General features: G+C 67.6%; 27 protein-coding genes. 17 read left to right on the top strand and 10 right to left on the bottom strand.

Translation table 11 applies throughout. The annotated features are described in order from the left end of the window. Positions 1-6 precede the first annotated feature (6 nt). Positions 7-375 (top strand): histidine triad nucleotide-binding protein, encoded by a 369-nt coding sequence (locus tag CEW88_RS12990; protein ID WP_108967399.1) that lies wholly within the window; start codon positions 7-9, stop codon positions 373-375. A 124-nt stretch (positions 376-499) separates the two neighbouring features. Here CEW88_RS12990 and CEW88_RS12985 read toward each other — a convergent pair whose 3' ends face one another. Next, on the bottom strand, positions 500-1,426 hold the full coding sequence (locus CEW88_RS12985; RefSeq protein ID WP_108967397.1) for an ABC transporter ATP-binding protein: 927 nt from the start codon (positions 1,424-1,426) through the stop codon (positions 500-502). 74 nt (positions 1,427-1,500) lie between these two features. Between CEW88_RS12985 and CEW88_RS12980 the strand changes: the two genes are divergently transcribed. The 6 genes from CEW88_RS12980 (at position 1,501) to CEW88_RS12955 (ending at position 5,562) form a co-directional block, all read left to right on the top strand. Further along, positions 1,501-1,680 carry a zinc-finger domain-containing protein gene (locus tag CEW88_RS12980; RefSeq protein WP_108967395.1) on the top strand — a complete coding sequence of 60 codons (180 nt, stop codon included), beginning with the start codon at positions 1,501-1,503 and terminating at the stop codon, positions 1,678-1,680. 29 nt (positions 1,681-1,709) lie between these two features. Further along, positions 1,710-2,636, top strand: coding sequence for an AEC family transporter (locus tag CEW88_RS12975; RefSeq protein ID WP_108967393.1), 927 nt, complete (start codon positions 1,710-1,712; stop codon positions 2,634-2,636). A gap of 87 nt (positions 2,637-2,723) precedes the next feature. Further along, positions 2,724-3,554, top strand: a complete 831-nt coding sequence (gene fghA, locus CEW88_RS12970; protein WP_108967391.1) for an S-formylglutathione hydrolase — start codon at positions 2,724-2,726, stop codon at positions 3,552-3,554. Further along, complete coding sequence (locus tag CEW88_RS12965) at positions 3,551-4,000, top strand: YaiI/YqxD family protein (RefSeq protein WP_108967390.1); 450 nt, start codon at positions 3,551-3,553, stop codon at positions 3,998-4,000. Before fghA ends, CEW88_RS12965 begins: the two co-directional genes overlap by 4 nt. Positions 4,001-4,003: 3 nt before the next feature. Beyond that, on the top strand, positions 4,004-4,624 hold the full coding sequence (locus tag CEW88_RS12960) for an HAD family hydrolase (RefSeq protein ID WP_108967388.1): 621 nt from the start codon (positions 4,004-4,006) through the stop codon (positions 4,622-4,624). Further along, on the top strand, positions 4,621-5,562 hold the full coding sequence (locus CEW88_RS12955; RefSeq protein ID WP_108967386.1) for an alpha/beta fold hydrolase: 942 nt from the start codon (positions 4,621-4,623) through the stop codon (positions 5,560-5,562). The genes CEW88_RS12960 and CEW88_RS12955 overlap by 4 nt, the downstream gene beginning before the upstream one ends. A gap of 20 nt (positions 5,563-5,582) precedes the next feature. Here CEW88_RS12955 and CEW88_RS12950 read toward each other — a convergent pair whose 3' ends face one another. After that, entirely contained in the window at positions 5,583-6,821 is a 1,239-nt protein-coding gene (locus CEW88_RS12950; RefSeq protein ID WP_108967384.1) for an MFS transporter, read from the bottom strand. Between the two features lie 164 nt (positions 6,822-6,985). On the opposite strand from CEW88_RS12950, the gene zapE reads away from it, so the two are divergent. Next, complete coding sequence (gene zapE, locus CEW88_RS12945) at positions 6,986-8,047, top strand: cell division protein ZapE (RefSeq protein ID WP_108967383.1); 1,062 nt, start codon at positions 6,986-6,988, stop codon at positions 8,045-8,047. A 413-nt stretch (positions 8,048-8,460) separates the two neighbouring features. Here zapE and CEW88_RS12940 read toward each other — a convergent pair whose 3' ends face one another. The 3 genes from CEW88_RS12940 to CEW88_RS12930 all read right to left on the bottom strand — a co-directional run bounded on the left by CEW88_RS12940 (position 8,461) and on the right by CEW88_RS12930 (position 11,726). Beyond that, positions 8,461-9,699: a bifunctional folylpolyglutamate synthase/dihydrofolate synthase gene (locus CEW88_RS12940; RefSeq protein ID WP_108967833.1), complete on the bottom strand. Its 1,239-nt coding sequence runs from the start codon at positions 9,697-9,699 to the stop codon at positions 8,461-8,463. A gap of 53 nt (positions 9,700-9,752) precedes the next feature. Further along, positions 9,753-10,700, bottom strand: coding sequence for an acetyl-CoA carboxylase, carboxyltransferase subunit beta (gene accD / locus CEW88_RS12935; protein ID WP_108967381.1), 948 nt, complete (start codon positions 10,698-10,700; stop codon positions 9,753-9,755). A gap of 138 nt (positions 10,701-10,838) precedes the next feature. Continuing rightward, positions 10,839-11,726: a CPBP family intramembrane glutamic endopeptidase gene (locus tag CEW88_RS12930; RefSeq protein ID WP_108967379.1), complete on the bottom strand. Its 888-nt coding sequence runs from the start codon at positions 11,724-11,726 to the stop codon at positions 10,839-10,841. Positions 11,727-11,915: 189 nt separating this feature from the next. Between CEW88_RS12930 and CEW88_RS12925 the strand changes: the two genes are divergently transcribed. From CEW88_RS12925 to CEW88_RS12910, 4 genes are all read left to right on the top strand, one after another. Then, entirely contained in the window at positions 11,916-12,512 is a 597-nt protein-coding gene (locus CEW88_RS12925) for a dihydroxy-acid dehydratase (protein WP_254694407.1), read from the top strand. 109 nt (positions 12,513-12,621) lie between these two features. After that, on the top strand, positions 12,622-13,398 hold the full coding sequence (locus CEW88_RS12920; RefSeq protein ID WP_108967377.1) for a DUF6478 family protein: 777 nt from the start codon (positions 12,622-12,624) through the stop codon (positions 13,396-13,398). Positions 13,399-13,411: 13 nt separating this feature from the next. Further along, positions 13,412-13,798 carry a hypothetical protein gene (locus CEW88_RS12915; RefSeq protein WP_108967375.1) on the top strand — a complete coding sequence of 129 codons (387 nt, stop codon included), beginning with the start codon at positions 13,412-13,414 and terminating at the stop codon, positions 13,796-13,798. A 66-nt stretch (positions 13,799-13,864) separates the two neighbouring features. After that, positions 13,865-14,779, top strand: a complete 915-nt coding sequence (locus tag CEW88_RS12910) for a DMT family transporter (RefSeq protein WP_108967373.1) — start codon at positions 13,865-13,867, stop codon at positions 14,777-14,779. A 7-nt stretch (positions 14,780-14,786) separates the two neighbouring features. On the opposite strand, the gene CEW88_RS12905 is transcribed toward CEW88_RS12910, so the two are convergent. The 5 genes from CEW88_RS12905 to CEW88_RS12885 all read right to left on the bottom strand — a co-directional run bounded on the left by CEW88_RS12905 (position 14,787) and on the right by CEW88_RS12885 (position 18,593). After that, positions 14,787-15,455: a GntR family transcriptional regulator gene (locus tag CEW88_RS12905; RefSeq protein ID WP_159099601.1), complete on the bottom strand. Its 669-nt coding sequence runs from the start codon at positions 15,453-15,455 to the stop codon at positions 14,787-14,789. Positions 15,456-15,534: 79 nt separating this feature from the next. After that, positions 15,535-16,638 (bottom strand): molybdenum ABC transporter ATP-binding protein, encoded by a 1,104-nt coding sequence (gene modC / locus CEW88_RS12900; RefSeq protein WP_108967829.1) that lies wholly within the window; start codon positions 16,636-16,638, stop codon positions 15,535-15,537. Next, the gene (modB, locus tag CEW88_RS12895) at positions 16,635-17,327 is read right to left on the bottom strand and encodes a molybdate ABC transporter permease subunit (protein ID WP_108967370.1); all 693 of its coding nucleotides are present in this window, start codon (positions 17,325-17,327) and stop codon (positions 16,635-16,637) included. Before modB ends, modC begins: the two co-directional genes overlap by 4 nt. Positions 17,328-17,330: 3 nt before the next feature. Beyond that, on the bottom strand, positions 17,331-18,119 hold the full coding sequence (gene modA, locus CEW88_RS12890) for a molybdate ABC transporter substrate-binding protein (RefSeq protein WP_108967368.1): 789 nt from the start codon (positions 18,117-18,119) through the stop codon (positions 17,331-17,333). Between the two features lie 69 nt (positions 18,120-18,188). Next, a complete protein-coding gene (locus CEW88_RS12885) occupies positions 18,189-18,593 on the bottom strand; it encodes a winged helix-turn-helix domain-containing protein (RefSeq protein ID WP_254694406.1) in 405 nt (134 codons plus the stop codon). Between the two features lie 191 nt (positions 18,594-18,784). Here CEW88_RS12885 and CEW88_RS12880 point away from each other — a divergent pair, with 191 nt between their 5' ends. From CEW88_RS12880 to CEW88_RS12860, 5 genes are all read left to right on the top strand, one after another. Then, positions 18,785-19,915: an ABC transporter substrate-binding protein gene (locus CEW88_RS12880; protein ID WP_108967366.1), complete on the top strand. Its 1,131-nt coding sequence runs from the start codon at positions 18,785-18,787 to the stop codon at positions 19,913-19,915. A 112-nt stretch (positions 19,916-20,027) separates the two neighbouring features. After that, on the top strand, positions 20,028-20,948 hold the full coding sequence (locus CEW88_RS12875) for a branched-chain amino acid ABC transporter permease (protein WP_108967364.1): 921 nt from the start codon (positions 20,028-20,030) through the stop codon (positions 20,946-20,948). After that, positions 20,945-21,928, top strand: coding sequence for a branched-chain amino acid ABC transporter permease (locus tag CEW88_RS12870; RefSeq protein ID WP_108967362.1), 984 nt, complete (start codon positions 20,945-20,947; stop codon positions 21,926-21,928). The genes CEW88_RS12875 and CEW88_RS12870 overlap by 4 nt, the downstream gene beginning before the upstream one ends. After that, positions 21,921-22,670: an ABC transporter ATP-binding protein gene (locus tag CEW88_RS12865; RefSeq protein ID WP_108967360.1), complete on the top strand. Its 750-nt coding sequence runs from the start codon at positions 21,921-21,923 to the stop codon at positions 22,668-22,670. Before CEW88_RS12870 ends, CEW88_RS12865 begins: the two co-directional genes overlap by 8 nt. Continuing rightward, positions 22,667-23,353, top strand: coding sequence for an ABC transporter ATP-binding protein (locus CEW88_RS12860; RefSeq protein WP_108967358.1), 687 nt, complete (start codon positions 22,667-22,669; stop codon positions 23,351-23,353). Before CEW88_RS12865 ends, CEW88_RS12860 begins: the two co-directional genes overlap by 4 nt. The last annotated feature ends 60 nt before the right edge of the window (positions 23,354-23,413 follow it).

The raw sequence follows: 23,413 nt of genomic DNA, 5'->3' as shown, positions 1-23,413 counted from the left end.
TTCCCCATGGCCTACAGCTACGACGACCAGAACATTTTCGCGAAAATCCTGCGGGGCGAGATCCCCAACGACACCGTGCTCGAGACCGAGCACAGCCTTGCCTTCCGCGACATCCGCCCGCAGGCGCCAGTGCACGTGCTGGTGATCCCCAAGGGCGCCTACGTCTGCTACGACCATTTCGCGCAGACCGCTTCGGACGCCGAGATCCTCGACTACACCCGCGCCATCGGTAAGGTCTGCGAGATGGAAGGCGTGGCGGCGAACGGCTTCCGGCTGATCTCCAACGCCGGCGAGGAAGGCGTGCAGGAGGTGCCGCATCTGCACGTGCATATCCTTGCCGGTCGGCCGCTGGGGCGGATGCTCGAGCGCGCGTGAGCCATAGCGCCGCCGCGCGGCCTATGTTGGCAAATTTTTAAAGAGAAGACGGCAAGGGCGCGGCGCTCTTGCCGGAGCTTTGCTGAGAGGGCGGCGCCGGGGTCCGGCGGCGCCCTTTTTATGGTCACACGGCGGGCCGGCTGCGGGTCAGATCGAGGAAAACATCCTCGAGGTCGGCCTGCTCGGTGCGCACGTCGCGCAGGCGGATGCCGCGTTCGCGCATCAGCTCCAGCACGTCCTCGGCCGAGGTCTCGCGGGCGTGGTAGTTCAGCGCGATCAGCCCGCCCTCGCGGCGCTCGGCCTTGATGCCGGGGGCCTCGGGCAGTACCTCGGGCATGCTCTCGGGTGTGATCACCATTGTCTTGGCGTCGATGTTGCCCAGCAGGTTCGCCGTGCTGTCGCGCGCCGCCACCTCGCCGTGGTTGATGATCGCGATCTCGTCGCACATCTCTTCGGCCTCTTCGAGGTAGTGGGTGGTGAGGATGATGGTCATGCCACGTTCGCGGTTGAGCCGCCGCACGTTGCGCCAGAGCATCTGCCGCAGCTCGATGTCGACCCCCGCGGTGGGCTCGTCGAGCACGAGGATATGCGGGTGATGCACCAACGCCTTGCCCAGCAGCAGTCGGCGGCGCATGCCGCCCGAAAGGGTACGGGCATAGGCCTCGGCCTTGTCCTCGAGCCCGACCAGTTCGAGGATCTCGTCGGTGCGGCGGTCGCGCTTGGGCACCCCGTAAAGCCCGGCCTGCACCTCGAGCGCGCCGCGCGGCGAGAAGAAGGGATCGAGGTTCAGCTCCTGCGGCATGACCCCGATCGAGGCCCGGGACTGGCGCGGGTTGCGGTCCTGGTCCCAGCCCCAGATCGATACCTTGCCGGCGCTCTTCACCACCAGCCCGGCGAGAATGTTGATCAGCGTCGACTTGCCCGCGCCGTTCGGCCCGAGCAGCCCGAAGATCGAACCCCGGGGCACAGTTAGGTCGATACCCTTCAGCGCCTGCTTGCCGCCTGCGTAGGTCTTGCGCAGCCCCTCGATGCGGATCGCGTCATCACTCATGCCGAGCCTTGCTCCCGTGCCTTACTTGTCTCATAACGCAGGTAGTGCAAAGCCAGTGAAAAGGGAACCGGAGCATGGCCACCGAGGCGCCCGAGACCAAAATCGTCGACAGCTACCGCATCGCCTGTGACGGCGGTGAAGGGGCACTTGGCCACCCGCGCGTCTGGCTTTCCCTGCCGCATGAGACCGGCGTCGTCGAATGCCCCTATTGCGACGCGCGCTACGTGCACAAGGATTTCGAGGACAAGGTCTGAGCGCCTCCGAGGCCCTCTGACCCCGGTTCATGCTCGCCGTCTTCCTCAAGGTCCTTCCCTTCTTCGCGCTGATCGGCCTCGGTTACGGGGCCGCGCGGATCAGGTTCTTTTCCGAGCAGTCGGTGGCGGCGATCACCCGCTTCGTCTTCTACTTCGCCCTGTCGGCGATGCTCTTCCGCTTTTCCGCCACGCTGTCGATCTCCGAGATCTTCGACCCGCGCGTGGCCTCGGCGTATCTCTTCGGCACGGCGGCGGTCTATGCCGTGGCGACCGTGGTGGGCCTCATCCGGCGGCAGGACGTGCAGACCACCGCCATCGAGGCGCAATGCGCGGCCATCGGCAACACCGGCTTTCTCGGCGTGCCGATGCTGGCCGTGCTGCTGGGGCAGGCGGCGGTGGGGCCGATCATCCTGATGCTGTCGATCGATCTCATCGTCTTCTCGACGCTGCTGGTCATCCTCGTGACCGGTGCCCGTGAAGGGCGCCTCACGCCTGCCACGCTGAAGCGCGTCGGGCTCGGGCTGGTGCAGAACCCGATGATCGTCTCGATCGCGGCGGGGCTATGCGTCTCGGCTTCGGGGATCGGACTGCCTGCGCCGGTCGCCGAGTTCCTGTCGATCCTGGGCAATGCGGCGACGCCCGGCGCGCTTTTCGCCATCGGCGCCTCGCTGGCCTCGAAGAGCGCCGAGCGGCTGGCCGTGGCGGGCTGGCTGAGTTTCTGCAAGCTGGTGCTGCATCCGGCCTTTGTCGCCCTGGGCGCCTTCTTCGTCTTCCCGGTGAGCAGCTATCAGGCGGCGGTGATGGTCTCGGCCGCGGCGCTGCCGGTGGCGGGCAACGTCTTCATCTTGGCGCAGCATTACGGCATCGCGCCGCAGCGGGTCTCGGCCGCGATCCTCATCTCGACAGTCGTGAGCATCGTCACTGTCAGCGCGGTGATCGCCTGGGTCCAGCCCTGAGCGTCGACCCCGTCTTTCCCTTGCGCGGCGCCACCCTGGCAGGGTAGCCCTTGGCCGAACCGGAACCGGCGCAAACAGGAGTGCCCCATGGAAATCAAATCCGAAAACCGCTGCTTCGGCGGCGTGCAGGGCGTCTACAGCCACGCCTCCGAGGCCTGTGGCTGCGACATGACCTTCGGGCTATTCCTGCCAGAGCTGGCCAAGGATATGGAGGTGCCGGTGCTGTGGTACCTCTCGGGGCTCACGTGCACCCATGAGAACGCCATGACCAAGGCCGGGGCGCAGGCGTGGGCCGCCGAGGCGGGCGTGGCGCTGGTCTTCCCCGACACCTCCCCGCGCGGCGAGGGCGTGGCGGATGACGAGGCCTATGACCTCGGCAAGGGCGCGGGGTTTTACGTCAACGCGACCGAAGAGCCCTGGGCCCCGCATTTCCGCATGTGGGACTATGTGGCCGAGGAACTGCCCGCGCTGATCGGGCAGGAGTTCTCGCTCGACATGGAGCGCCAAGCGATCACCGGCCACTCGATGGGCGGCCATGGCGCGCTCACGCTGGCGATGTCGCTGCCGGGCCGCTTCCGTTCGGTCTCGGCCTTCGCGCCCATCACCAACCCGACGCAGAGCGACTGGGGCCGCAAGCAGCTCGGCGCCTACCTCGGCGCGGATGAAACCAAGTGGGCGGCGCATGACGCTACACTGCTGATGCGCGAGAAGGGCTTCGACGGCCCGGTGCTGATCGACCAGGGCGGCAACGACCAGTTCCTGCACCTCCTGAAGCCCGAGGCGCTGGCCGAGGCGATGGCGGCGAAGCGGCAGGCGGGCAGCTTCCGCACCCAGCCGGGCTACGACCACAGCTACTTCTTCGTCTCGACCTTCATGGAAGAGCATATCGCCTTCCACGCCGAGGCGCTTTACGCGTGACGCTCTACATCGACGCCGACGCCTGCCCGGTCAAGGAGGAGGCGGAGCGCGTGGCGAGCCGCCACCGCCTGCGGATGGTGCTGGTGTCGAACGGCGGGTTGCGCCCCTCGCGCAATCCGCTGGTCGAGGTGGTGACCGTCGCCACCGGGCCCGACGAAGCGGACATGTGGATCGCCGAGCGGGCGGGCAAGGGCGACGTGGTGGTGACCAGTGACATCCCGCTCGCGGCGCGCTGCATCGAGGGCGGCGCGCGGGTGCTGCGCCCGGACGGCGAGATCTTCACCCCCGGCAATATCGGCGCGCAATTGGCGATGCGCGACCTGATGCAAGATATCCGCGCTTCGGATCCTTTCTACCAGAGCGGGAAAGGCCGAAGCTTTACAAAGAATGACCGCTCCCGTTTCCTAAACGCTCTAGAGCGCGAGGTGCGCGCTGCAGGGGACTAGGAAATGACCATCGAAGCTGTTGTCTTCGACATCGGGAACGTGCTCATCGAGTGGCAGCCCGAGCGATACTTTGATCGCCTTCTGGGAGAGAGAAGCCGCCAAGCGCTCTTTGCCGAGGTCGATCTTCACGGGATGAACGAACGCGTCGATCAGGGAGAGGACTTTCACGACGAAGTCTACGCCTTGGCCGAGCGCTACCCGCATTGGCGGGACGCCATCCGACATTGGCACGATCATTGGATCGAGCTCGCAAGCCCGGAAATTCCGAAGTCGGTGGCGCTCTTGCGATCGCTGCGGGCGCGCGGCGTGCCGGTCTTCGCATTGAGCAACTTCGGGATCGGCACCTTCGCGGCCGCCGAGAAGAGCTATCCGTTTCTCAAGGAATTCGACCGCCGGTTCATTTCGGGCCACATGGGGGTGATCAAGCCCGATGCCGAGATCTACGTGCGGCTCGAGGCCGAGAGCGGGGTGGCGCCGGAGCGGCTGCTGTTCACCGATGACCGCGAGGATAATATCGCCGCCGCCGCCGCGCGCGGCTGGCAGGTGCATCTGTTCGAAGGGCCGGAGGGCTGGGAGCGCAGCCTGATCGCGCATGGGCTGCTGCCGGAGTGCGACGCCGCATGAGCTACCTGCTGGGCGCCATCGGGGTGGCGCTTCCGCTGCTCGCAGCGCTTCCGGGGATTGGGGAATTCCGCCGCCGGAAGCTCGACGACACCCGCCGTCTTGAGGCCCCCGGACAGTTTGTCCGGCTCTCGCAAGGCCAAACCCATTACACCCTGCTCGGCCCGGAGGAGGGCGAGTTGGTGGTCTGCATCCATGGGCTCACTGCACCCTCGGTCGTGTTCAAGGCGCTGGCCGGGCATCTTGGGGCAAGGGGCAAGAGGGTGCTGATCTACGATCTTTACGGGCGCGGCTACTCCGACCGGCCGAATGCGCTGCAGACTCCGGGCTTCTTCGCGCGCCAGCTGGATGAGCTGCTTGGCGCGCTGAAGCTGCAGGGACCGGTCGCGCTTCTGGGTTACTCCATGGGGGCCACTGTGGCGGTGCATTTCGCCGCCGAAATGCCGGACCGGGTCTCGCGGCTGGTGCTTCTGGCGCCGGCGGGGATCGAGTCGGAACTCTCGCCGATTGTCGACTGGACGGCGCAGCACAGGGGCGTGGGGGACTGGCTGTTCCACGTGGTCTTTCCCAAGGCGCACCGCCAGAACGTCTTCGAAAGCTCGGACTCGCGCTCCGAGGTGCCCGAGATCGACCGTCTGCACCTCGCGGAACTGGAGCGGCGCGGCTACGTGCGCTCGGTCCTCTCGAGCCTGCGAGGGTGCCTGCAGGCGCCTCAGGAGGCGGAGCACCGCCGCATTGCCCGGATGGGCCTCCCCGTGTTGGCGATCTGGGGTGGTCAGGACCAGATGGTCCGCGCCGGCACCATGGAGCAGCTCTCTTCCTGGAACCCCGATGCCGAGCAGCGCCTGATCGAGGACGCCTGGCACGGCATCCCGCACACCCATGCCACCGAGGTGGCGCGGATGATCTGCTCGGACGAAGGCTCGCGCAGCTTCGCCTGAGGGCAAGCGCCCGGCCGGTCTCAGACCGGCTGGGTGGCTGCCAGGCGGGGCGTCTCGCGCACCGGCAGGTGCACGATGGCGCTCAGTGCGCCGACGCCAACGCCGATCCACCACACCAGCGTGTAGTCGCCGTAGATGTCGTACATCCGACCGCCGAGCCAGACGCCGAGGAAGCCGCCGAGCTGGTGGCTGAAGAAGACGATCCCATAGAGCGTGCCCATGTAGCGTAGCCCGTAGAGATGCGCGACGAGCCCCGAGGTCAGCGGCACGGTGGCAAGCCAGAGCGAGCCCATGACCACCGAGAAGACGAGCACGCTGACCGGGGTGATCGGCAGCATGATGAACAGGCCCGCGGCGATGGTCCGGAGAAGATAGATCATGGCCAGCAGGTACTTGCGCGGCCAGCGCTTGCCGGCCCAGCCGGCCAGCAACGTGCCGCCGACGTTCGCGACACCGATGACCGCGATGGACACTGCGCCGAGCGCCGAGGTGGTGGTCACGCCGAGGTTGTGCAGCACGCTGCCGGCGGCAATCGGGCTGCAGAGCTCGGTCACGAAGGCCGGGAAATGCGCGGTGACAAAGGCCAGCTGGTAGCCGCAGGAGAAGAAGCCGAGGAAGATCAGTGCGAAGGACGGATCGCGGAAGGCCCGGCCGAGGATGGTGCCCATGCTCTCTTCGAGTTCCGCCTTGCTGGCGGCGGGGGCGCGCATCAGCGGCAGGAAAAGCAGCACCGCAAGGATCGCCACGGTGAACACCAGGAAGACCTGCTGCCAGGGCATCATGCCCAGCATCCACTCGGCCAGCGGCGCGCCGAAGATCTGCCCGGCGCTGCCCGCGGCGGTGGCGATGGCCAGGCTCATCGAGCGGTTCTCGTCCGACGACGCCCGTCCCACCACGGCGAGGATCACGCCAAAGCCGGTGCCCGCGACGCCGAAGCCCACGAGAACCTCGTACATCTGGTGCTGCAGCGGGCTGACGGCAAAGCTCGAGAGCACCAGGCCCGCGGCGTAGATGACCGCGCCGAGGATGATCGCCTTTCGATCGCCGATCTTCTCGGCCATCGCGCCGAAGATCGGCTGCCCGATCCCCCAGGCGAGGTTCTGGATGGCGATGGCGAGGCTGAACTCGGCGCGCGGCCAGTTGAACTCGGTGGCGATCGGGATCTGGAACACGCCGAAGCTGGCGCGGATCGCGAAGGAGATCAGGATGATCAGGCAGCCCACCACGAGGACGGGCGTGAAAAGAGGGGTGCGGCTCATTGCGGGCTCCTGCTGCGACGCGGCAGCTTTACGGCATCTGAACGCCGCGTCAATTGCCGGATGTTGATGCAAGGCATCACGGATCGGAATGATTGCGGCGGTGAAGCGGAAGCACCCTTCGGCAGGCTCTACACAATCTCCGCGCGTCGCGCTATGGCGCATATATGACCACGCTGATGGACCTTTACGACGAGAAGGTGGCCGAGGGCCTGTTGCTGCGCGATCCCGCGCAGGAAGAGGCGCTGCCGCATTTCGAGCGCATCCGTGCCGAGCTTGCCAAGCCGGCGAAGAAGGGCTTCTTCCGAAAGGCCCCCGAGCCGCCCAAGGGGCTCTACATCTGGGGCGGGGTGGGGCGCGGCAAGTCCATGCTGATGGACATGTTCGTCGAGAGCCTGCACGTGCCGGTGCGCCGGGTGCACTTCCATGCCTTCATGCAGGAGATGCAGTCGGAACTGCACCGGCTGCGTGGCGAGGGCGTGTCGGACCCGGTGGTGCCGATGGCCAAGAAGGTCTCGGACGCGGTGAAGGTGCTGGCCTTCGACGAGATGCAGATCACCGACATCGCCGATGCCATGCTCGTGGGGCGGCTCTTCGAGCAGCTGTTCGAGGCGGGCACCGTGGTGGTCACAACCTCGAACCGGGTGCCGGACGATCTCTACAAGGACGGGCTCAATCGCCAACTCTTCCTGCCCTTCATCAAGCTGATCAAGGAGCGGCTCGAAGTGCGCGAGCTGGTCTCGGAAAAGGACCACCGGCAGGACCGTCTCAAGGGGGCACAGGTCTACTTCTGTCCGGTCACCCCCGAGACGCGGGCGCAGATCGACCACATCTGGCAGGAGCTCACCCACGGCCACGAGGAAGTGCTGACGCTGCACATCAAGACCCGCAAGGTCGAACTGCCGCGCTACTGGAACGGCGTGGCGCGCGCCTCCTTCTATGACCTCTGCGGTCAGCCGCTGGGGCCGGCGGATTACCTCGCGCTGGCCGACGCGGTGCGCGTGCTGGTGATCGAGAACATTCCGCGGCTGGGCCGGGGCAATTTCAACGAGGCAAAGCGCTTCGTGACGCTCGTGGATGCGCTCTACGAAGCGAAGGTGAAGCTGATCGCCAGCGCGGTGGACGAGCCCGAGAGCCTCTATATCGAGGGCGCGGGGGCCTTCGAGTTCGAGCGTACCGCCAGCCGCCTGCGCGAGATGCAGGACGCGGAGTGGGGCAAGCCGATCTGAAGACCCGGCCGTAGCGCGGTCTGGGCGGCACCATGTCGTGCCGCGAGCGCAAAAAGGAAGGGTCCCGAGGGACCCTTCAAACTGCTCGATTTTTGTTTAAAGTCTTCTGCCTGCGATAGAAATTCACTTCGACCCCTAGGGGCCGTGGGCATCGCAGAGAGTTCGGCAGCGGAGGCCACACAAGAATTGCGTGCGGCCGGTCTGTCCCTCGGGTGCCGTCTTGACTGGCACCGCCCCGTAGCTCTGTCTGTCCCCGATGTGCTTCGCCGCGCAGATTGCAGAGAAGCAAAACCTTACACCTCAAAGCCTAGGTGACGTTCGCGTGATCCGTCAAGATATAGTTGGTTAAACGAACCCTAAGAGTCCACTTTTTTTCTGCCACCAGCCTTGGTGCCCTTGGGGTGGCCTGAAAGTCAGCCGTTTTCGCGCAGGACCGTGCCCGCAAGGTAGAGCGAGCCGCAGATCAGCACCCGGGCGCGGGGCTCCTCGGCGGTGATCGCGGCCAGTGCACCGGCGACGTCGGCAGCGGCATGGGCGCGAAGGCCGGAGGCGCGGGCGATGCGTGCGGTCTCCTCTGCCTCCAGAGTCGCCGGGGCGTCGGGGATCGAGACCGAGGTCAGGCTGTCGGCGACGCCAGCGAGCGGACGCAGGTAGCCGCCGACGTCCTTCGTGTTCAGCATGCCGCAGATCAGATGCGTCGGGCGGCGCGGCATCCGGCCAATGTGCTCGGCCAGCGCCTCGCCGGCCGCGGGGTTGTGGCCGCCATCGAGCCAGAGCTCGGCGAGTGGCGCCGCCGAGATCAGCGGGCCGCGGGTCAGGCGCTGCATGCGGGCGGGCCAGTCGGCGGCGGTCACGGCCGCTTCGCAGGCGGGCTCGTCCATGCCGAGATGGCGCAGCGCGGCCAGCGCCGCACCGGCGTTGTAAAGCTGGTGCTTGCCCGGCAGGTTCGGCAGCGGCAGATCAAGCAGACCGGTCTCGTCCTGATAGACCATGCGGCCGCGCTCTTCCCAGACGTGCCACTGCTGGCCATGGGCCAGGAGCGGAACGCCGAGTTGGGCGGCGCGGGCCTCGATCACCGCCATCGCCGCGTCGGGCTGCGGGCCGACTACGCAGGGCACTCCGCGCTTCAGGATACCGGCCTTCTCGCCGGCGATCTCGGCCAGGGTCTCGCCAAGGTACTGCTGGTGGTCCATCGAGATCGGCGTGAGGATGGTCAGCGCGGGCTGCTCGACCACGTTGGTCGCGTCGAGCCGGCCGCCGAGGCCGGTTTCCAGAAGCGTGTAGTCGGCGGGCGTGCGGGCGTAAGCCAGCAGCGCGGCGCAGGTGGTGATCTCGAAATAGGTGATCTGCGCGCCGCCGTTCTTCTCCCAGCACTCGTCGAGCACTGCGCTCAGCGCGACTTCCGAGATCAGCTCTCCGGCAAGGCGGACGCGTTCGTGGAACCGGACGAGATGGGGTGAGATATAGGCGTGGACGCGCTTGCCGTCCGCCTCGAGGCCGGCGCGGATCATCGCCTGGGTCGAGCCCTTGCCATTGGTTCCGGCAAGATGGATCACCGGCGGCAGGGCGCGTTCGGGATGATCCAGCGCCTCCAGCAGCCGCCAGACCCGGTCAAGGGTCAGGTCGATGATCTTGGGATGCAAGGACATCATCCTCTCGAGGATGACGTCCGATCCGGCGGTGCGGGGCGCGCTGGTCACGCTGGTCACTTGGCGGATGTCTTCTTCGCGGGCTGGGCTTCGGCGACGGCATCGGCCGGCTCGGTCTCGGCATCCGGCGCAGGCAGGTCACCGGTCACCGCGGGCGGCATCCCCAGCAGCATGCGCAGGATGGTGGTCAGCTCGCCCTTCAGTTCGCGGCGGTCGGTCACCCGGTCAAGCATACCGTGTTCGAGCAGGTACTCGGCGCGCTGGAAGCCCTCGGGCAGCTTTTCGCGGATGGTCTGCTCGATGACGCGCGGACCGGCGAAGCAGATCAGCGCGCCCGGCTCGGCGATCTGAACGTCGCCCAGCATCGCGTAGGAGGCCGTGACCCCGCCGGTGGTCGGATGGGTCAGAACGACGATGTAGGGCAGACCCGCCTCGCGCAGCATCTGCACCGCGACCGTGGTGCGCGGCATCTGCATCAGCGAGAGGATCCCTTCCTGCATGCGCGCGCCCCCGGCGGCGGAGAAGAGGATCAGCGGGCGCTTCAGCTTCACCGCCTCTTCGGCGGCGGCGACGATCGCGTTGCCGACATACATGCCCATGGAACCCGCCATGAACGAGAAGTCCTGCGCGCAGGCGACCACGGGGGTGCGGTTGATCTCGCCGGCGGCGACCAGCATGGCCTCGCGCTCGCCGGTGGATTTCTGCGCCGCCTTCATCCGGTCGGGGTATTTCTTCTGGTCGCGAAACTGCAGCGGGTCGCTGATCGGCTCGGGCACGGCGATCTCGTTGAACACACCGCCGTCGAAGAGCGCGGTGAACCGGGCGCGCGGCGTGATGTTCATGTGGTGGGCGCAGCTGGTGCAGACCCCGAGGTTGTCCGCAACTTCGCGGTGAAAGAGCATCGTCCCGCAGGAGTCGCATTTGGTCCACAGGTTCTCTGGCACCTCGCGGCGCGAGAAGATCGAGTTGATCCGGGGACGGACGTAGTTGGTAATCCAGTTCATGCGGTGCTGCCCTTGTGTTCCGAGCGTTCCGTGCGGCGTTCAGCGATTTTGTGTTGGCGCTGACTTAAGCAAGAGGCAGGGGAAATGCAATCGCGGCCTGCGCGGCAGTGCCGCGCAGGACGCCGGGCCGGAGCATCCTCAGCGCCGCAAGGCGAGGCGCGCCGCGAGCCAGCTGATCAGCAGCGTCACCAGATCCATCGGCAGCATGCGCAGCAGTGCCTCGGTGTCCGACGGTCCAAAGGGCCAGACCATCAGCGCCAGCCCAGACATGTCTCCCTGCGGCGCGATGAGCGCCAGCGCCACGATATTGTTCACGAAATGCAGCGCGATGGCGGGGCCGAGCGTGCCCGATCGGGCGGTCAGATCGGCCGCTGCGAGGCCGAAGAGAAAGGCCCAGATCGCCACGCTGGTTGCGGCGCTTCCATAGGTGCCGGGGGCGTAATGCCCCAGAGCAAAGAGCACCGACGGCACGGTCAGCCAGACCCAGGGCTGCGGCAGCCGCGCGGCAAGCTGGCTTTGCAGGTAGCCGCGGAACAGGAGTTCCTCGCTGGTGGTCTGGATCAGGATCGCGGGAAGGGTGAGCGGCAGCAGCGCGAGCCAACGCAGCGGGGTGAGTCCGGCCTGTGGCGTGCCGTCGGTGGCCCAGACCATCAGCGCCCCGCCGAGCAGGGCGGCAAGGCCAGCCGCCCCCGCGGTGCGCCGGAACTGTGAGAGCGCCAGCGGCAGGGGGCCGAAAAGGGTCCGCGGGTCTCGGTCGTGCACGACGCGCGCCGCGGTCGCGGCACCGATCCCCAGTGCGCCCATGGAGACCAGAAGGATCAGCATCCCGAGCGGCGCGTCGGCGCGGTGGATCGCCTCGGCCAGCGCGGCGCTGCTGCCCTGCGGTGCCAGCATCAGCACCAGGCCGAAGAGCAGTTGCCCGATCAAGAAGGTCACTGCCAGCACCAATCCAATGCCAACCGCCAGCCGCCAGAGCTGCGGCCGCCGGGCAGGCCCGGTCAGCATGGCGAAGGGGGCATATCTCATCGCGGGCCCCGCGCGCGAGGGCGCTGCGGAAGGGCGGGGGCATCGGCTCTCTCGGGGTGCATGGGGGATCCTTTTGCGCCGATGGTCAGGCGCTTGCGCCCGGCTGTCAATGCGCGGCTCCGTGACCATCACGGGGCGCCTTCAGCTTTGTTGCTTGTGCGATATCGGGGGCTTCGCTAACCCATTCGCATGATGACGATCCTCGGAAATGGCCGCACCCTGCGCGGCATCGCGCTCCTGGCGCTTGTCGCCCTGGCCTCCTGCGAGGCCACGACGGGCGGTCCCCCACTGCAGCAGGCCGCGCTCGAGGAGGGCGCGGTGGTCGTCGGCGGTCCCGGTGGCTATTGCATCGATCCGGTGACGCTCGAACGCCGCGCCGGCCGGGGCTTCGCGGTGCTGGCCTCCTGCCAGATCCTCAGCAGCGGCGAGAGCGGTGGCTTCGTCGATCCGATGATGCTGACGGTGACGGTCGGCCCGGTGGAGGGCGCGGCGGCGCTTCCCTCCCCCGAAACCATGGCCGCGGAGGCAGGGCAGCGGGTGATCGCCGGGGGCGGCGTGGTCGACGGGCTGTCGCTGGTGCATCTGGCGGCGGGCGGCAACCGGGTGCTGCCCGAGGGTGATCCGCGCCATTGGCGCGGCGCGTTCCGGCTGAACGGCCGGCTGGTGCTAATGGCGCTCTACGCGCCGAAGGACGGCACGCTGGCCGGGCGCGATGGCGCGGCCATGCTGCAGGCAGTGCGGGCGCGCATCACCCGGCTCAGCCCCGAGGCGGCGGTGCAACGCTGACCGCGCCACCGATCGCGGGCCCGTTTATTCGATCTTCGGGATTTGCCATAAGAACCGGACACCGCGCGAAACAGCACGCGACGGCGGATGGGCGAAGGACCGGGGACGCATGGCAAGGCAATGGGGCGGCGGATGGATGCGGCAGACGCTGCAGGCGGCATCGCTGCGGCGCTGGTCGCGGCTGGCGGCCGAGGCGCCCAGCATGGCCTTGTCCGACCTGCGCAACCAGCGAAGCGCCGCGCGCCGCCTGCGCGCCCGTCTCGACGACCTTCTGCACGTGGCCGAAGAGCGGCTGGCGCTGCCGCTGATCGGCAACCAGGCCTTTCCGCATCCGGCCGATGCGGACTGGGCGTGGCGCCCCGAACTCTGGAGCGGGCCAATGCCGCTGCCGGGCATCGCCTCTGTGCCCCAAAAGGCCCAGGTCGGCGCCGAGGCGAAGCTCTTTCACGACTGCCCGCGCTCCGAGATCACGCTGCGCCAGATCCGCAACCTGCGCGAAGGCGACGCCGCCCCCTACGGGCTGCGGCTCGACGTCTTCCGCTTCAGCGGCTCCTATCTGTCGCTGGCTGTCGACCTGCCCGCCGAGGCCCGCGCCGGCTTGAGCCGCCGCCACCTGATCCGGATTCAGACCATCGTCGAGATGGAAAGGCCGCTCGAGATCTTCGCCCGGCTCAACATCCGCCACGGGCCGAACACCGAGCAGATCCTCCGCGAGCTGCCGCTGACCGCCGAGGAGATCACCGTCGAGTTCGACCTCGCCTATACCCGGCTCAACGAGAAACGGGTCGACGGCGCGTGGCTCGACCTGATCTTCGAGGGGCCGGAGATGAACGAGGTGATCCTGCGGGACCTGACCTTCAGCCGTCGCCCGCGGGCGCCGCTCTGAGCCGGAGAGACAGATGAGCGACTACAGACTGACCAAGACCCGCTTCCGCGAAGGCGTCTGGCATGGGCTGCTGTCGGGCCCGCCCGGGAGTCAGCCCGAGATCAGCGTCACGCTCGACGCGGCACCGTTGCGCGGGGTCACCCTGTCCGAGATGGGCAGGCGCGGGCAATGGGCGCTGGAGGTACAGGTTCCGCTCGAGGCGGTTGGCGACGGGGTGCGGACCTTCTTGATCACCGAGGCGGCGAGCGGTGCGCTGCTGGAGAGCTTCACCCTGATCGCGGGCGAGGCCATGGCCGAGGACATCCGGGTCGAGATGTCGCTGCTCCGTGCCGAACTCGACATGCTCAAGCGCGCCTTCCGCCGCCACTGCACCGAGGCAGAGGGCCCCGCGGCCAGTTGACCTTGCCGCGGCCAAGCGCCAGTGTGCCCGAGATTTTTCTCTTTCGGCGCGTCGCCCGAGGTCATCATGTCCCCCTTGCGCGGCATTGCGCTGAAACTCACCTCCGTGGTGCTCTTCGTCTTCATGTCCGCCATGATCAAGGCCGTCTCCGACGAGGTGCCGACTGGTCAGGCGGTGTTCTTCCGCTCGTTCTTCGCGATCCCGGTGATCTTTGGCTGGCTGGTCTGGACGGGCAAGTTGAAGACTGGGCTGAAAGTCGCCAGTCCGATGGCGCATTTCCTGCGCGGCATCATCGGCGGCGGGGCCATGGCCTTCAGCTTTGCCGCGCTGGGGCTTCTGCCGCTGCCCGAGGTCACCGCGCTCGACTATGCCGCGCCACCTCTGACGGTGATCTTCGCGGCGCTGCTGCTGGGCGAGAAGGTTGGGCTGTTCCGCATCTCGGCGGTGTTCATCGGCCTTCTGGGCGTGTTGGTGATCATGCTGCCGATGCTCACCGTCTCGGAGGTGAGCCCGGCGGTGCTCTGGGGCATCGGCTTCGTGCTGACCTCGGCGGTGCTGCGGGCGCTGGTGCAGATCCATATCCGCCGCATGGTGCAGACCGAGGCGACCTCGGCCATCGTCTTCTATTTCTCGCTGACCACCACGGTCTTGTCGCTGCTGACCCTGCCCTTTGGCTGGGTGATGCCTGGGCCCGGCACCCTGGCCTTGCTGGTCAGCTCGGGGCTGATCGGCGGCGTGGCGCAAATCCTGCTGACCTCGGCCTACAAGGGCGCGGAGGCGGCGCTCCTGGCGCCCTTTGACTATGCCTCGATCCTCTTCGCGATCCTCATCGGCTACCTGGTCTTCGACGAGGTGCCGACGGTGCTGATGCTCGTGGGCTCGGCGATCGTCATTTCCTCGGGCATCGCCATCATCCTGCGCGAGCGCGCGCTCGGGCTGAAGCGGTTCAAGGCGCGTCCGGGGATGACGCCGCAGGGCTGACCCAAGCTCAGTCGCGGAACAGCTCGGGGTGGGACCGGCGGTAGTCCGGAAGCTGCCGCAGCACGCCGGTCACATGATAGCGGGTCGCCGCGGCCGCGCCTTCGGCGTCGCGCATGATGATCCGGTCGACGATGCCGCTGTGCTGGCAAATCATGTCAGGCGCCGAGAGGCTGCCCTCGACGGTGAAGCGCGGGCGGTCGCTGCAGAGTTTCCATGCCTCGAGCCAGGGCCAGAGAGATCCCAGCCCCGCGCGTTCGGCCAGCGTACGGTGGAACCGGTCGTCGAGCCGCAGCAGATTGCCCGGGCCACGCATGCCGACAAGCTTCTGGCGCAGGATTTGCTCGCGCAGATCGTTCAGGAAATCGGTGTCGGCGCTGTGGGTGACGCGCCGGACAATCTCGGCCTCGGCCTGCTCGCGGAGAAAGACCGTGTTGCGCAGGCACGTCTCCGAGATCGGAAGCACCCGCGCCCGACCTTCCGCGCAACGCTCTACAAGGCCTTCTTCAATGAGCAAAAGCAGGGCCGCGTAAACGGTTTCGAAGGAGATGCCCCGCTCTTCGGCGATGTCGGAGAGCGCCATCACCGTGCCGGGTGGCATCCGGTTGCGCGAAATGCCGTCGCGCAGGGTGACGAAGAGCTTTCGGACCGGCGGAAGATCAGATTCTCTGTCCGCCAAGGGTGCAACGCGCAGAACCATGGTACGATACCCGTACTTTACGTAGGGGGAGCGTAGGGGGCGCCCGGCTTTCCCGCAATCACTTCCTCGCGTCCCGGCCTTGCCCGCCGATATCCTCGGGCGCGACGGCAACAGTCTTCATCACTGCGTGGCACGGGGTGCCCGGGGCGAGCTCCAGCGCTTGGGCTGACCGGCGGGTGATGCGCGCCAGCACCCTGCCCGCCGCGGTGTCCAGCGAGACCAGCATCCCCGGACCATCACCGGCGCGGATTTCCTGCACCTTGCCGCTGATGATGTTCAGTGCCGAGAGCCCCTCGGGACGCTGCCGCGAGAGGATCACCTCATGCGCGGCGATGCGCACCCGTACAGGGGTGCCCGGCGCCGCCGCGAGCCGCGGGATAAAGAGCGCGGCGCCGCCCGCGTCGAGCTCGGTCAGCCCGTCGTCATGGTGCCGCGCCACGCGCGCGCTCAGCACCGCGCCTGCCGCCCGCGCGCCGAGCGGGGTGACAGCGGGATCGGCCAGAACCTCGACCGCCGGACCCTGACGGGTGACACATCCGCCCTCCAGAACGACCACGGTCGTGGCGAGCCGCGCGACCTCGGCGGCGGAGTGGCTGACGAAGAGGATGGGGATCTTCGCCTCGTCACGCAGCCGCTCGAAGTATGGGAGGATCTCGGATTTGCGGGCTTCGTCGAGCGCCGCCAGGGGTTCGTCGGCAAGAATCATTTGGGGCGAGGAGAGCAGCGCGCGGCCGATGGCGACGCGCTGTTTTTCTCCTCCCGAAAGCGCGCCGGGGCGGCGCGCGAGCAGCGCGCCGATGCCCAGCATCGCGACCACCCGGTCAAAGTCCTCAGGCGTCGCGCGGTTCGGCGAGAACCACGCTCCGTAGTGCAGGTTCTGGCGCACCGACAGGTGCGGAAAGAGTCGCCCCTCTTGGAAGATATAGCCGATGCGGCGCCGGTGCGGCGGCAACCAGAGGCCCCGGGCCGTGTCGAAAAGCACCAGATCATCCGCCGCGATCCGTCCTGCATCGGGGCGCAGCAGCCCGGCCACGGCGTTGACGATGGTGGTCTTGCCCGAGCCCGATCGCCCGAAAAGCACCGTGATCCCCTTGGGAGCCTCGAAGCGCGCGTCGAGCGCGAAGCCAGCGAACCGATGGCGCAGGTCGACCGAAAGCGTCATGTGCCCGACACCCGCCGCTGCGCCCGCCGCGCCAGCCATTCCGAGAGCAGCAGCGCCGACATGGCGACCGCGACAGACACCGCCACCAGCCGCAGCGCGGCGCTTTCTCCGCCGGGCACCTGCAGGAAGGCGTAGATCGCCGAGGGCAGGGTCTGGGTCTGGCCCGGGATGTTCGACACGAAGGTGATCGTGGCGCCGAATTCGCCCATCGCCTTGGCAAAGCCGAGCACCGCCCCGGCGATGATGCCGGGCAGAATGAGCGGCAAGGTCACCGTGACAAAGACCCAGAGCCGCGACGCGCCGAGCGTGGCGGCGGCCTGTTCAAGTTTTGGATCGACGGATTCGAGCGACAGGCGCATGGCGCGGACAAGCAAGGGGAAGGCCATGATCCCCGCAGCCAGCGCCGCCCCGGTCCAGCGGAAGGCGAAGACAAGGCCGATCTGCTGCAACACCGAGCCGACGGGGCCGCGGGTGCCGAAGGTCAGCAGCAGCAGGTAGCCGGTGACCACCGGCGGCAGGATCAGCGGCAGGTGCACCAGCCCGTTGAGCAACTGCTTGCCTGGAAAGCGCCAGCGCGCCAGCGCATAGGCCGCCAGCAGCGCCGGGGGCAGGGCGAAAAGCGTGGCCCAGAAGGAGACCCGCAGCGAGAGCCGCACCGCCTGCCATTCCTCGGGGCCGAGCCAGTCCATGCCTCAGCCGCCGGTGCCGGGCTGGGAGACGACCTCGAAGCCCTGCGCCTCGAAGGCGGCGCGGGCCTCGGGGCCGTGCAGGTAGGCCAGGAAGGCGGTCTCGGCGGCGCCGTTCCGCCCGGCCAGTTCAGCCACGGGGTAGACGATGGGCGGATGGCTGTCTTCGGGGAAGGTGCCGATCACCGAGACGTTTTTGTCGGCGGCGGCATCGGTGGCGTAGACGATGCCGAGCGGCGCCTCGCCGGTCGAGACCAACGCCAGCGCGGCGCGTACATTGTCCGCCTGCGCCACCCGCGGCAGGGCCGTGTCCCAGAGGCCGAGGCTCTGGAGCGCCGCCTTGCCATAGATTCCGGCGGGCACCGCGTCGACCAGCGCCATGGCAAGGCGCCCGTCGCCCAGCAGCCCGGGCAGATCGAGCGCGGGGCTGATCGCGACAGGGGCGGCATCGGCGCCATGGGCGATCAGCACGATGGAATTGCGCAGCAGGTCACTTCGGCTGCCGGGCTCGAGCAGCCCATCCGCATCCAGAGTGTCCATCCATTCCTCATTGGCCGAGATGAAGATCCCGGCGGGCGCGCCTTGTTGGATCTGCCGCGCCAGCGCCGAGGAGCCGGCGAGCGAGACGGTGACCTCGTGGCCCGTTTTCGCCTCGAAGGCGGGGGCGATCTCGTCCATGGCGGTTTTCAGGCTGGCGGCGGCAAAGACGACCACCTCCTCGGCCTTTGCTGCCAGGGGCAAGGCGGCCAGCAGGGCAGCGGCCAGCGCCGGGCGGAGGAGGCGGGGAAACGGCATGGGAGAAAAGCCTTGGAAAGTGATATGTTCTTCGAAACATATCGCAATCAGGCTCCACCCGGGCAAGCGTTATTTCTCCTCGGGAATATCGGGGGGCGACACGGGCGCGTCGCGCAGCAGGCCGCGCAGGGTCTCGATCCGGTCTGCCCCGGCCTCGGCGATGGTCTCCTCGAGGGCGCGATAGTTGGCCAGAACTTCCTCGCCTGTCTCGGTGAGATGCGCGCCGCCGCCCCTGGCGCCGCCACGGCTGCTGTCGACCAGTGGTGCGCGGAAGGCGTGGTTCATCTCTTCGACGAGGCTCCAGGCGCGCTTGTAGCTCATCGCCATGGCGCGGCCCGCCGCGGCGATGGAGCCGGTCTCGCGGATCTGCTCCAGCAGGTCGGCCTTGCCGGGGCCGAGCATCGCGTCGGTGCCGAAGAGAATGCGCAGACGCAGCCTCGGCGGGCTCTGCATCTCGGGTCTGGACTCTTTCATGTTTAAAGTCTTCCCGCATCGTCGGTTTGCTGGCAAGCAGATGACCTCGCGACAGCGAGAAAAGATCATGCGAGACCGCAGAGCGGCTTTTCTTGCATTGTATTTGACGTGCGTCTGGCGAAGACTGATGCTCACAAAAAACGGCGGACCGCACGCAAGAGGCGGTCCCGAAGAAAACCAGGGAGTTATTCATGCTCAAACAACTTCTCGCCTCCGCGGCGCTCATCGCCTGCGCCTCCGCAGCCACGGCCGAGGTCAAGGTCGGACTCATCACCACGCTCTCGGGCGGCGGCGCCGGGCTCGGCATCGACACCCGCGACGGCTTCATGCTGGCCGTCGAAGAGGCAGGCCGCGACGATCTCGAGGTGGTGGTCGAGGACGACCAGCAGAAGCCCGACGTCGCCGTGCAGATCGCCGACCGGATGATCCAATCCGACAAGGTCGACCTGCTGACCGGCATCGTCTGGTCGAACCTCGCCATGGCGGTGGTCCCCTCTGCGACCGCGCAGGGGCTGTTCTACCTGTCGACCAACGCCGCCCCGGCGCAGCTGGCCGGCAAGGGCTGCAACCCCAACTATTTCTCGGTCTCCTACCAGAATGACAACCTGCATGAGGCGGCGGGCGCCTATGCCACCAGCGCCGACTTCAAGAACACCTTCATCCTTGCGCCGAACTATCCGGCCGGGAAGGACTCGCTCAATGGCTTCAAGCGCTTCTTCGAGGGCGAACTGGCCGGCGAGATCTACACCAAGCTCGGCCAGACCGATTACGCCGCCGAAATCGCGCAAATCCGCGCTTCGGGCGCCGACAGCGTCTTCTTCTTCCTGCCCGGCGGCATGGGGATCTCCTTCCTCAAGCAATATGCCGACAGCGGCGTCGACCTCCCGCTGGTGGGTCCGGCCTTCTCCTTCGACCAGAACATCCTGCAGGCGGTGGGCGATGCGGCGCTCGGCGTGAAGAACACCTCGCAGTGGAACAAGGACCTCGAGAACGAGTCCAACGCCCATTTCGTCGAGGCCTATCTCGCCAAGTACGACCGCCTGCCCTCGCTCTACTCGGCGCAGGGCTACGACACCGCGCTGCTGCTGCTCTCGGCGATGGACAAGGCCGACATCGGTGACAAGGACGCCTTCCGCGCTGCGCTGGAAGAGGCCGATTTCGCCTCGGTCCGCGGTGACTTCGAGTTTTCGGCCAGCCATCACCCGATCCAGGACATCTACGTCCGCGAGGTGATCAAGGAAGGCGACATCCTCACCAACAAGATCGTCGGCACGGCGATCGAGGATCGTGGCCACGCCTACGAGGACGAGTGCAAGATGTAATTCAGACGGGTGCGGCCCTCCGAGCAGATGCTTGGAGGGCCGCGTTCCATCCCGGCCCGAGGGTCGGGCAACGCGGGCGATGCCCCGCTGCTGAATTGAGACGGACCACAGAATGACCCCCATCCTCATCGCCGAGCAGGTCCTCAACGGCCTGCAATCGGGCGTGATGCTGTTCCTCATGGCCGCCGGGCTGACGCTGATCTTCGGCGTCATGGGGCTGATCAACCTCGCCCACGGCTCGCTCTACATGGTCGGCGCCTTTGCTGCGGCCGCCACTGCCGCCGCAACCGGCTCCTTCCTGCTGGCACTGGTCGCGGCGCTGGCCGCTGCCGCTGCCGCGGGCGCGCTTGTCGAGCGGCTGGTGATCCGCAGGCTCTACGACCGCGATCACCTCGACCAGGTGCTGGCCACTTTCGCGCTGATCCTGATCTTCTCGGAAGGCACGCGCTGGATCTTCGGCTCCTTTCCCCTCTATCTCGACATCCCCGAGGCGCTCTCGGGGCCGGTCACCCTGCCGGGGGGCATCCAGTATCCGCTCTACCGGCTCTTCATCATCGGCATGGGCCTTGTCGTGGCTGCGCTGCTGTTCTGGCTGATCGCCCGCACGCGGCTCGGCATCCGCATCCGCGCTGGCGAGAACGACCGCGAGATGATTGCCGCGCTCGGCGTCGACATCGCCCGGCTCTACACGCTGGTCTTCGCACTCGGCGCGGCGCTGGCAGGGCTGGCCGGCGCGCTCGTTGGGGCCATCCAGTCGGTGCAGGTGGGCATGGGCGAGCCGGTGCTGATCCTTGCCTTCGTGGTGATCGTCATCGGCGGCATCGGCTCGATCGAGGGGGCGCTGGTCGGCGCGCTGCTCGTGGGCCTCACCGACACGCTCGGCGGCATCTTCCTGCCGCAACTCTTCAGCCTCTTCATGGACCCTGCCGCCGCCACCCAGACCGGCGCGGCGCTGGCGTCGATGGCGATCTATGTGCTGATGGCGGCCGTGCTCGTCTGGAAGCCGACCGGACTATTCGGAGCGAAATCATGAGCCGCGAACGTCTTCTGGGGGCGGTGGTGCTGCTGGCGCTTGGCCTCGTGCCGCTGGCCGCGCATCTGATGGGCGAGCCCTTCACCATCACGCTTGCGACCCGGGCCGCGATCCTTGCGCTGGCCGCCGTGGGGCTGAACATCGCGCTTGGCCTCGGCGGGTTGGTGAGCCTCGGCCACGCCACCTTCTTCGGCATCGGCGGTTACGCCATGGGGATCCTCGCCAGCCATGTGCAGAACTACGAGCCGATGTTTGAATGGCCTTTCCTCTTCGAGGGCTCGACCTCGATGCCGGTCATTTGGCTGGTGGCGGTGCTGGCCTCGGCGCTGGTCGCGTTGCTGATCGGGCTGCTGGCGCTGCGGACCTCGGGCGTCTACTTCATCATGATCACGCTCGCCTTCGGGCAGATGTTCTACTTCTTTTCGATCTCCTGGAGCCGCTACGGCGGCGAGGACGGCATGTCGATCTACGTGCGCAACGGCTTCCCGGGGCTCAACACGCTCGACCCGATCCAGTTTTTTGGCCTGTGCTACGCGGTGCTCTGCCTCGTGCTGCTGGGCGCGCATCTGCTGGCGTGCAGCCCCTTCGGGCTGGCGCTCGGCGCAGCGCGGCAGAGCCCGGACCGGGTGCAGGCTGTGGGGCTCGACCCCAAGCGGCTGCGGCTGGTGGGCTTCGTCATCTCGGGCGCGATCACCGGCCTTGCGGGCGCGCTCTTCGCCGATCTCAACCGCTTCGTCAGCCCGACGATGTTCAGCTGGCAGACCTCGGGAGAGATCATGGTCTTCATCATCCTCGGCGGCGTCGGACGGCTGTTCGGCCCGGTGGTCGGGGCAGCGGTCTTCGTGATGCTCGAGCATTGGCTCGGCGACATGTCGGAATACTGGCACATATGGCTCGGGGTTCTGCTGCTCGCCGTAGTGCTCTTTGCACGCGGCGGCCTGGTCGGGCTGATTGCGGGACGGGAGAAGGCCCATGACTGACGCCATTCTCGAAACCCGCGGGTTGGTGAAGACCTACGGCGCGCTGCGCGCTTCGGACGGCATCACGCTCGACCTGCGCCCCGGCGAGATCCACGCGGTGATCGGTCCCAACGGCGCCGGAAAGTCGACGATGATCAAGCAGCTTTCGGGCAATATCGCGCCGGACGAAGGCACCGTGCATTTCCTCGGCAAGGATGTCACCGGCCTCAGCACCATGGCCCGCGCCCGCATGGGTCTGGCGCGGACCTTCCAGGTCTCGGCGCTGGCGATGGAGGACACGCTACTGCAGAACGCGGTGCTGGGCGCGCTCGGGGCGACCGCGTCGCCATATCGCTTCTTTCGGCCTGCGCTGAAGCGCGCGGAATTGCGCGACCGGGCCATGGCCGCGCTGGACCGCATGGGATTGGCGGACCACGCCGCCACCGTGGTGAGCGAGCTGAGCCACGGCCAGCGCCGCCAGCTCGAGGTCGCGGTGGCGCTGACGCTGCAGCCGAGGGCCTTCCTGATGGACGAGCCGATGGCCGGTCTCGGCGGTGAGGGCTCACAGCAGCTCACCGGCATCCTCGACAGGCTGCGGACCGAGGCGCCGATCCTGCTCATCGAACACGATATGGACGCCGTCTTCGCGCTGGCCGACCGGATCTCGGTGCTCGTCTACGGGCGGATCATCGCCACCGGTACGGTAGAGGAGATTCGGCGCAGCCCGGAGGTGCGCGACGCCTACCTTGGAGATGCCGAATGAGCCTTCTGGAACTGCACGATCTGACCGCCTCCTACGGCGCGTCCCAAGCGCTTTTCGGCGTCTCTCTGGAAATTGCCGAGGGCGAGGTTCTGGCGCTCATGGGCCGCAATGGCATGGGCAAGAGCACCACTGTCCGCTGCCTCAGCGGGATGATGGCGGCCGGGGGTGTCCGGCGCTTTGCCGGGCAGGACATCGGCAAGCTTCCCTCGCACAGGGTGGCGCGGCTGGGGGTCGGGTTGGTGCCCGAGGGACGCCGGTGCTTCCGCGATCTTACGGTGACCGAGAACCTTATCGCCGCCGCCCGCCCGGGTCCGTGGGATCAGGCGCGGGTCGAGGCGCTGTTCCCCCGGCTGGCGGAGCGCCGCACGCAGGTGTCGGGCACGCTCTCGGGGGGTGAGCAGCAGATGCTGGCCATCGGCCGGGCCTTGATGACCAACCCGCGGCTCTTGGTGCTGGACGAGGCGACCGAAGGGCTCGCCCCACTGGTGCGGCAAGAGATCTGGGACGCGCTGAGGGTGCTGAAGCGCGAGAGCGGTCTGTCGATCCTGGTGGTCGACAAGGCGCTGTCGGAACTGGCGCAGGTCGCTGACCGCGCGGTGATCCTCGAGCGCGGGCGCTCCGTCTGGGACGGGGTGTTCGCCGAGGTGAAGGGCGAGGTGGCGGAGCGGTATCTGGGGGTGTGAGCCCGTCCGGACTCAAGGCGAAGCCGCCGGGCGAGCGCCTGCCCGTCCCCACGGGCTGGC

The sequence above is a fragment of the Alloyangia pacifica genome (assembly GCF_003111685.1).
Taxonomy (GTDB): Bacteria; Pseudomonadota; Alphaproteobacteria; order Rhodobacterales; family Rhodobacteraceae; genus Salipiger; species Salipiger pacificus_A.
Note: the sequence above shows the minus strand (reverse complement) of the source record. Positions and strands in the feature narration are given on the sequence as shown.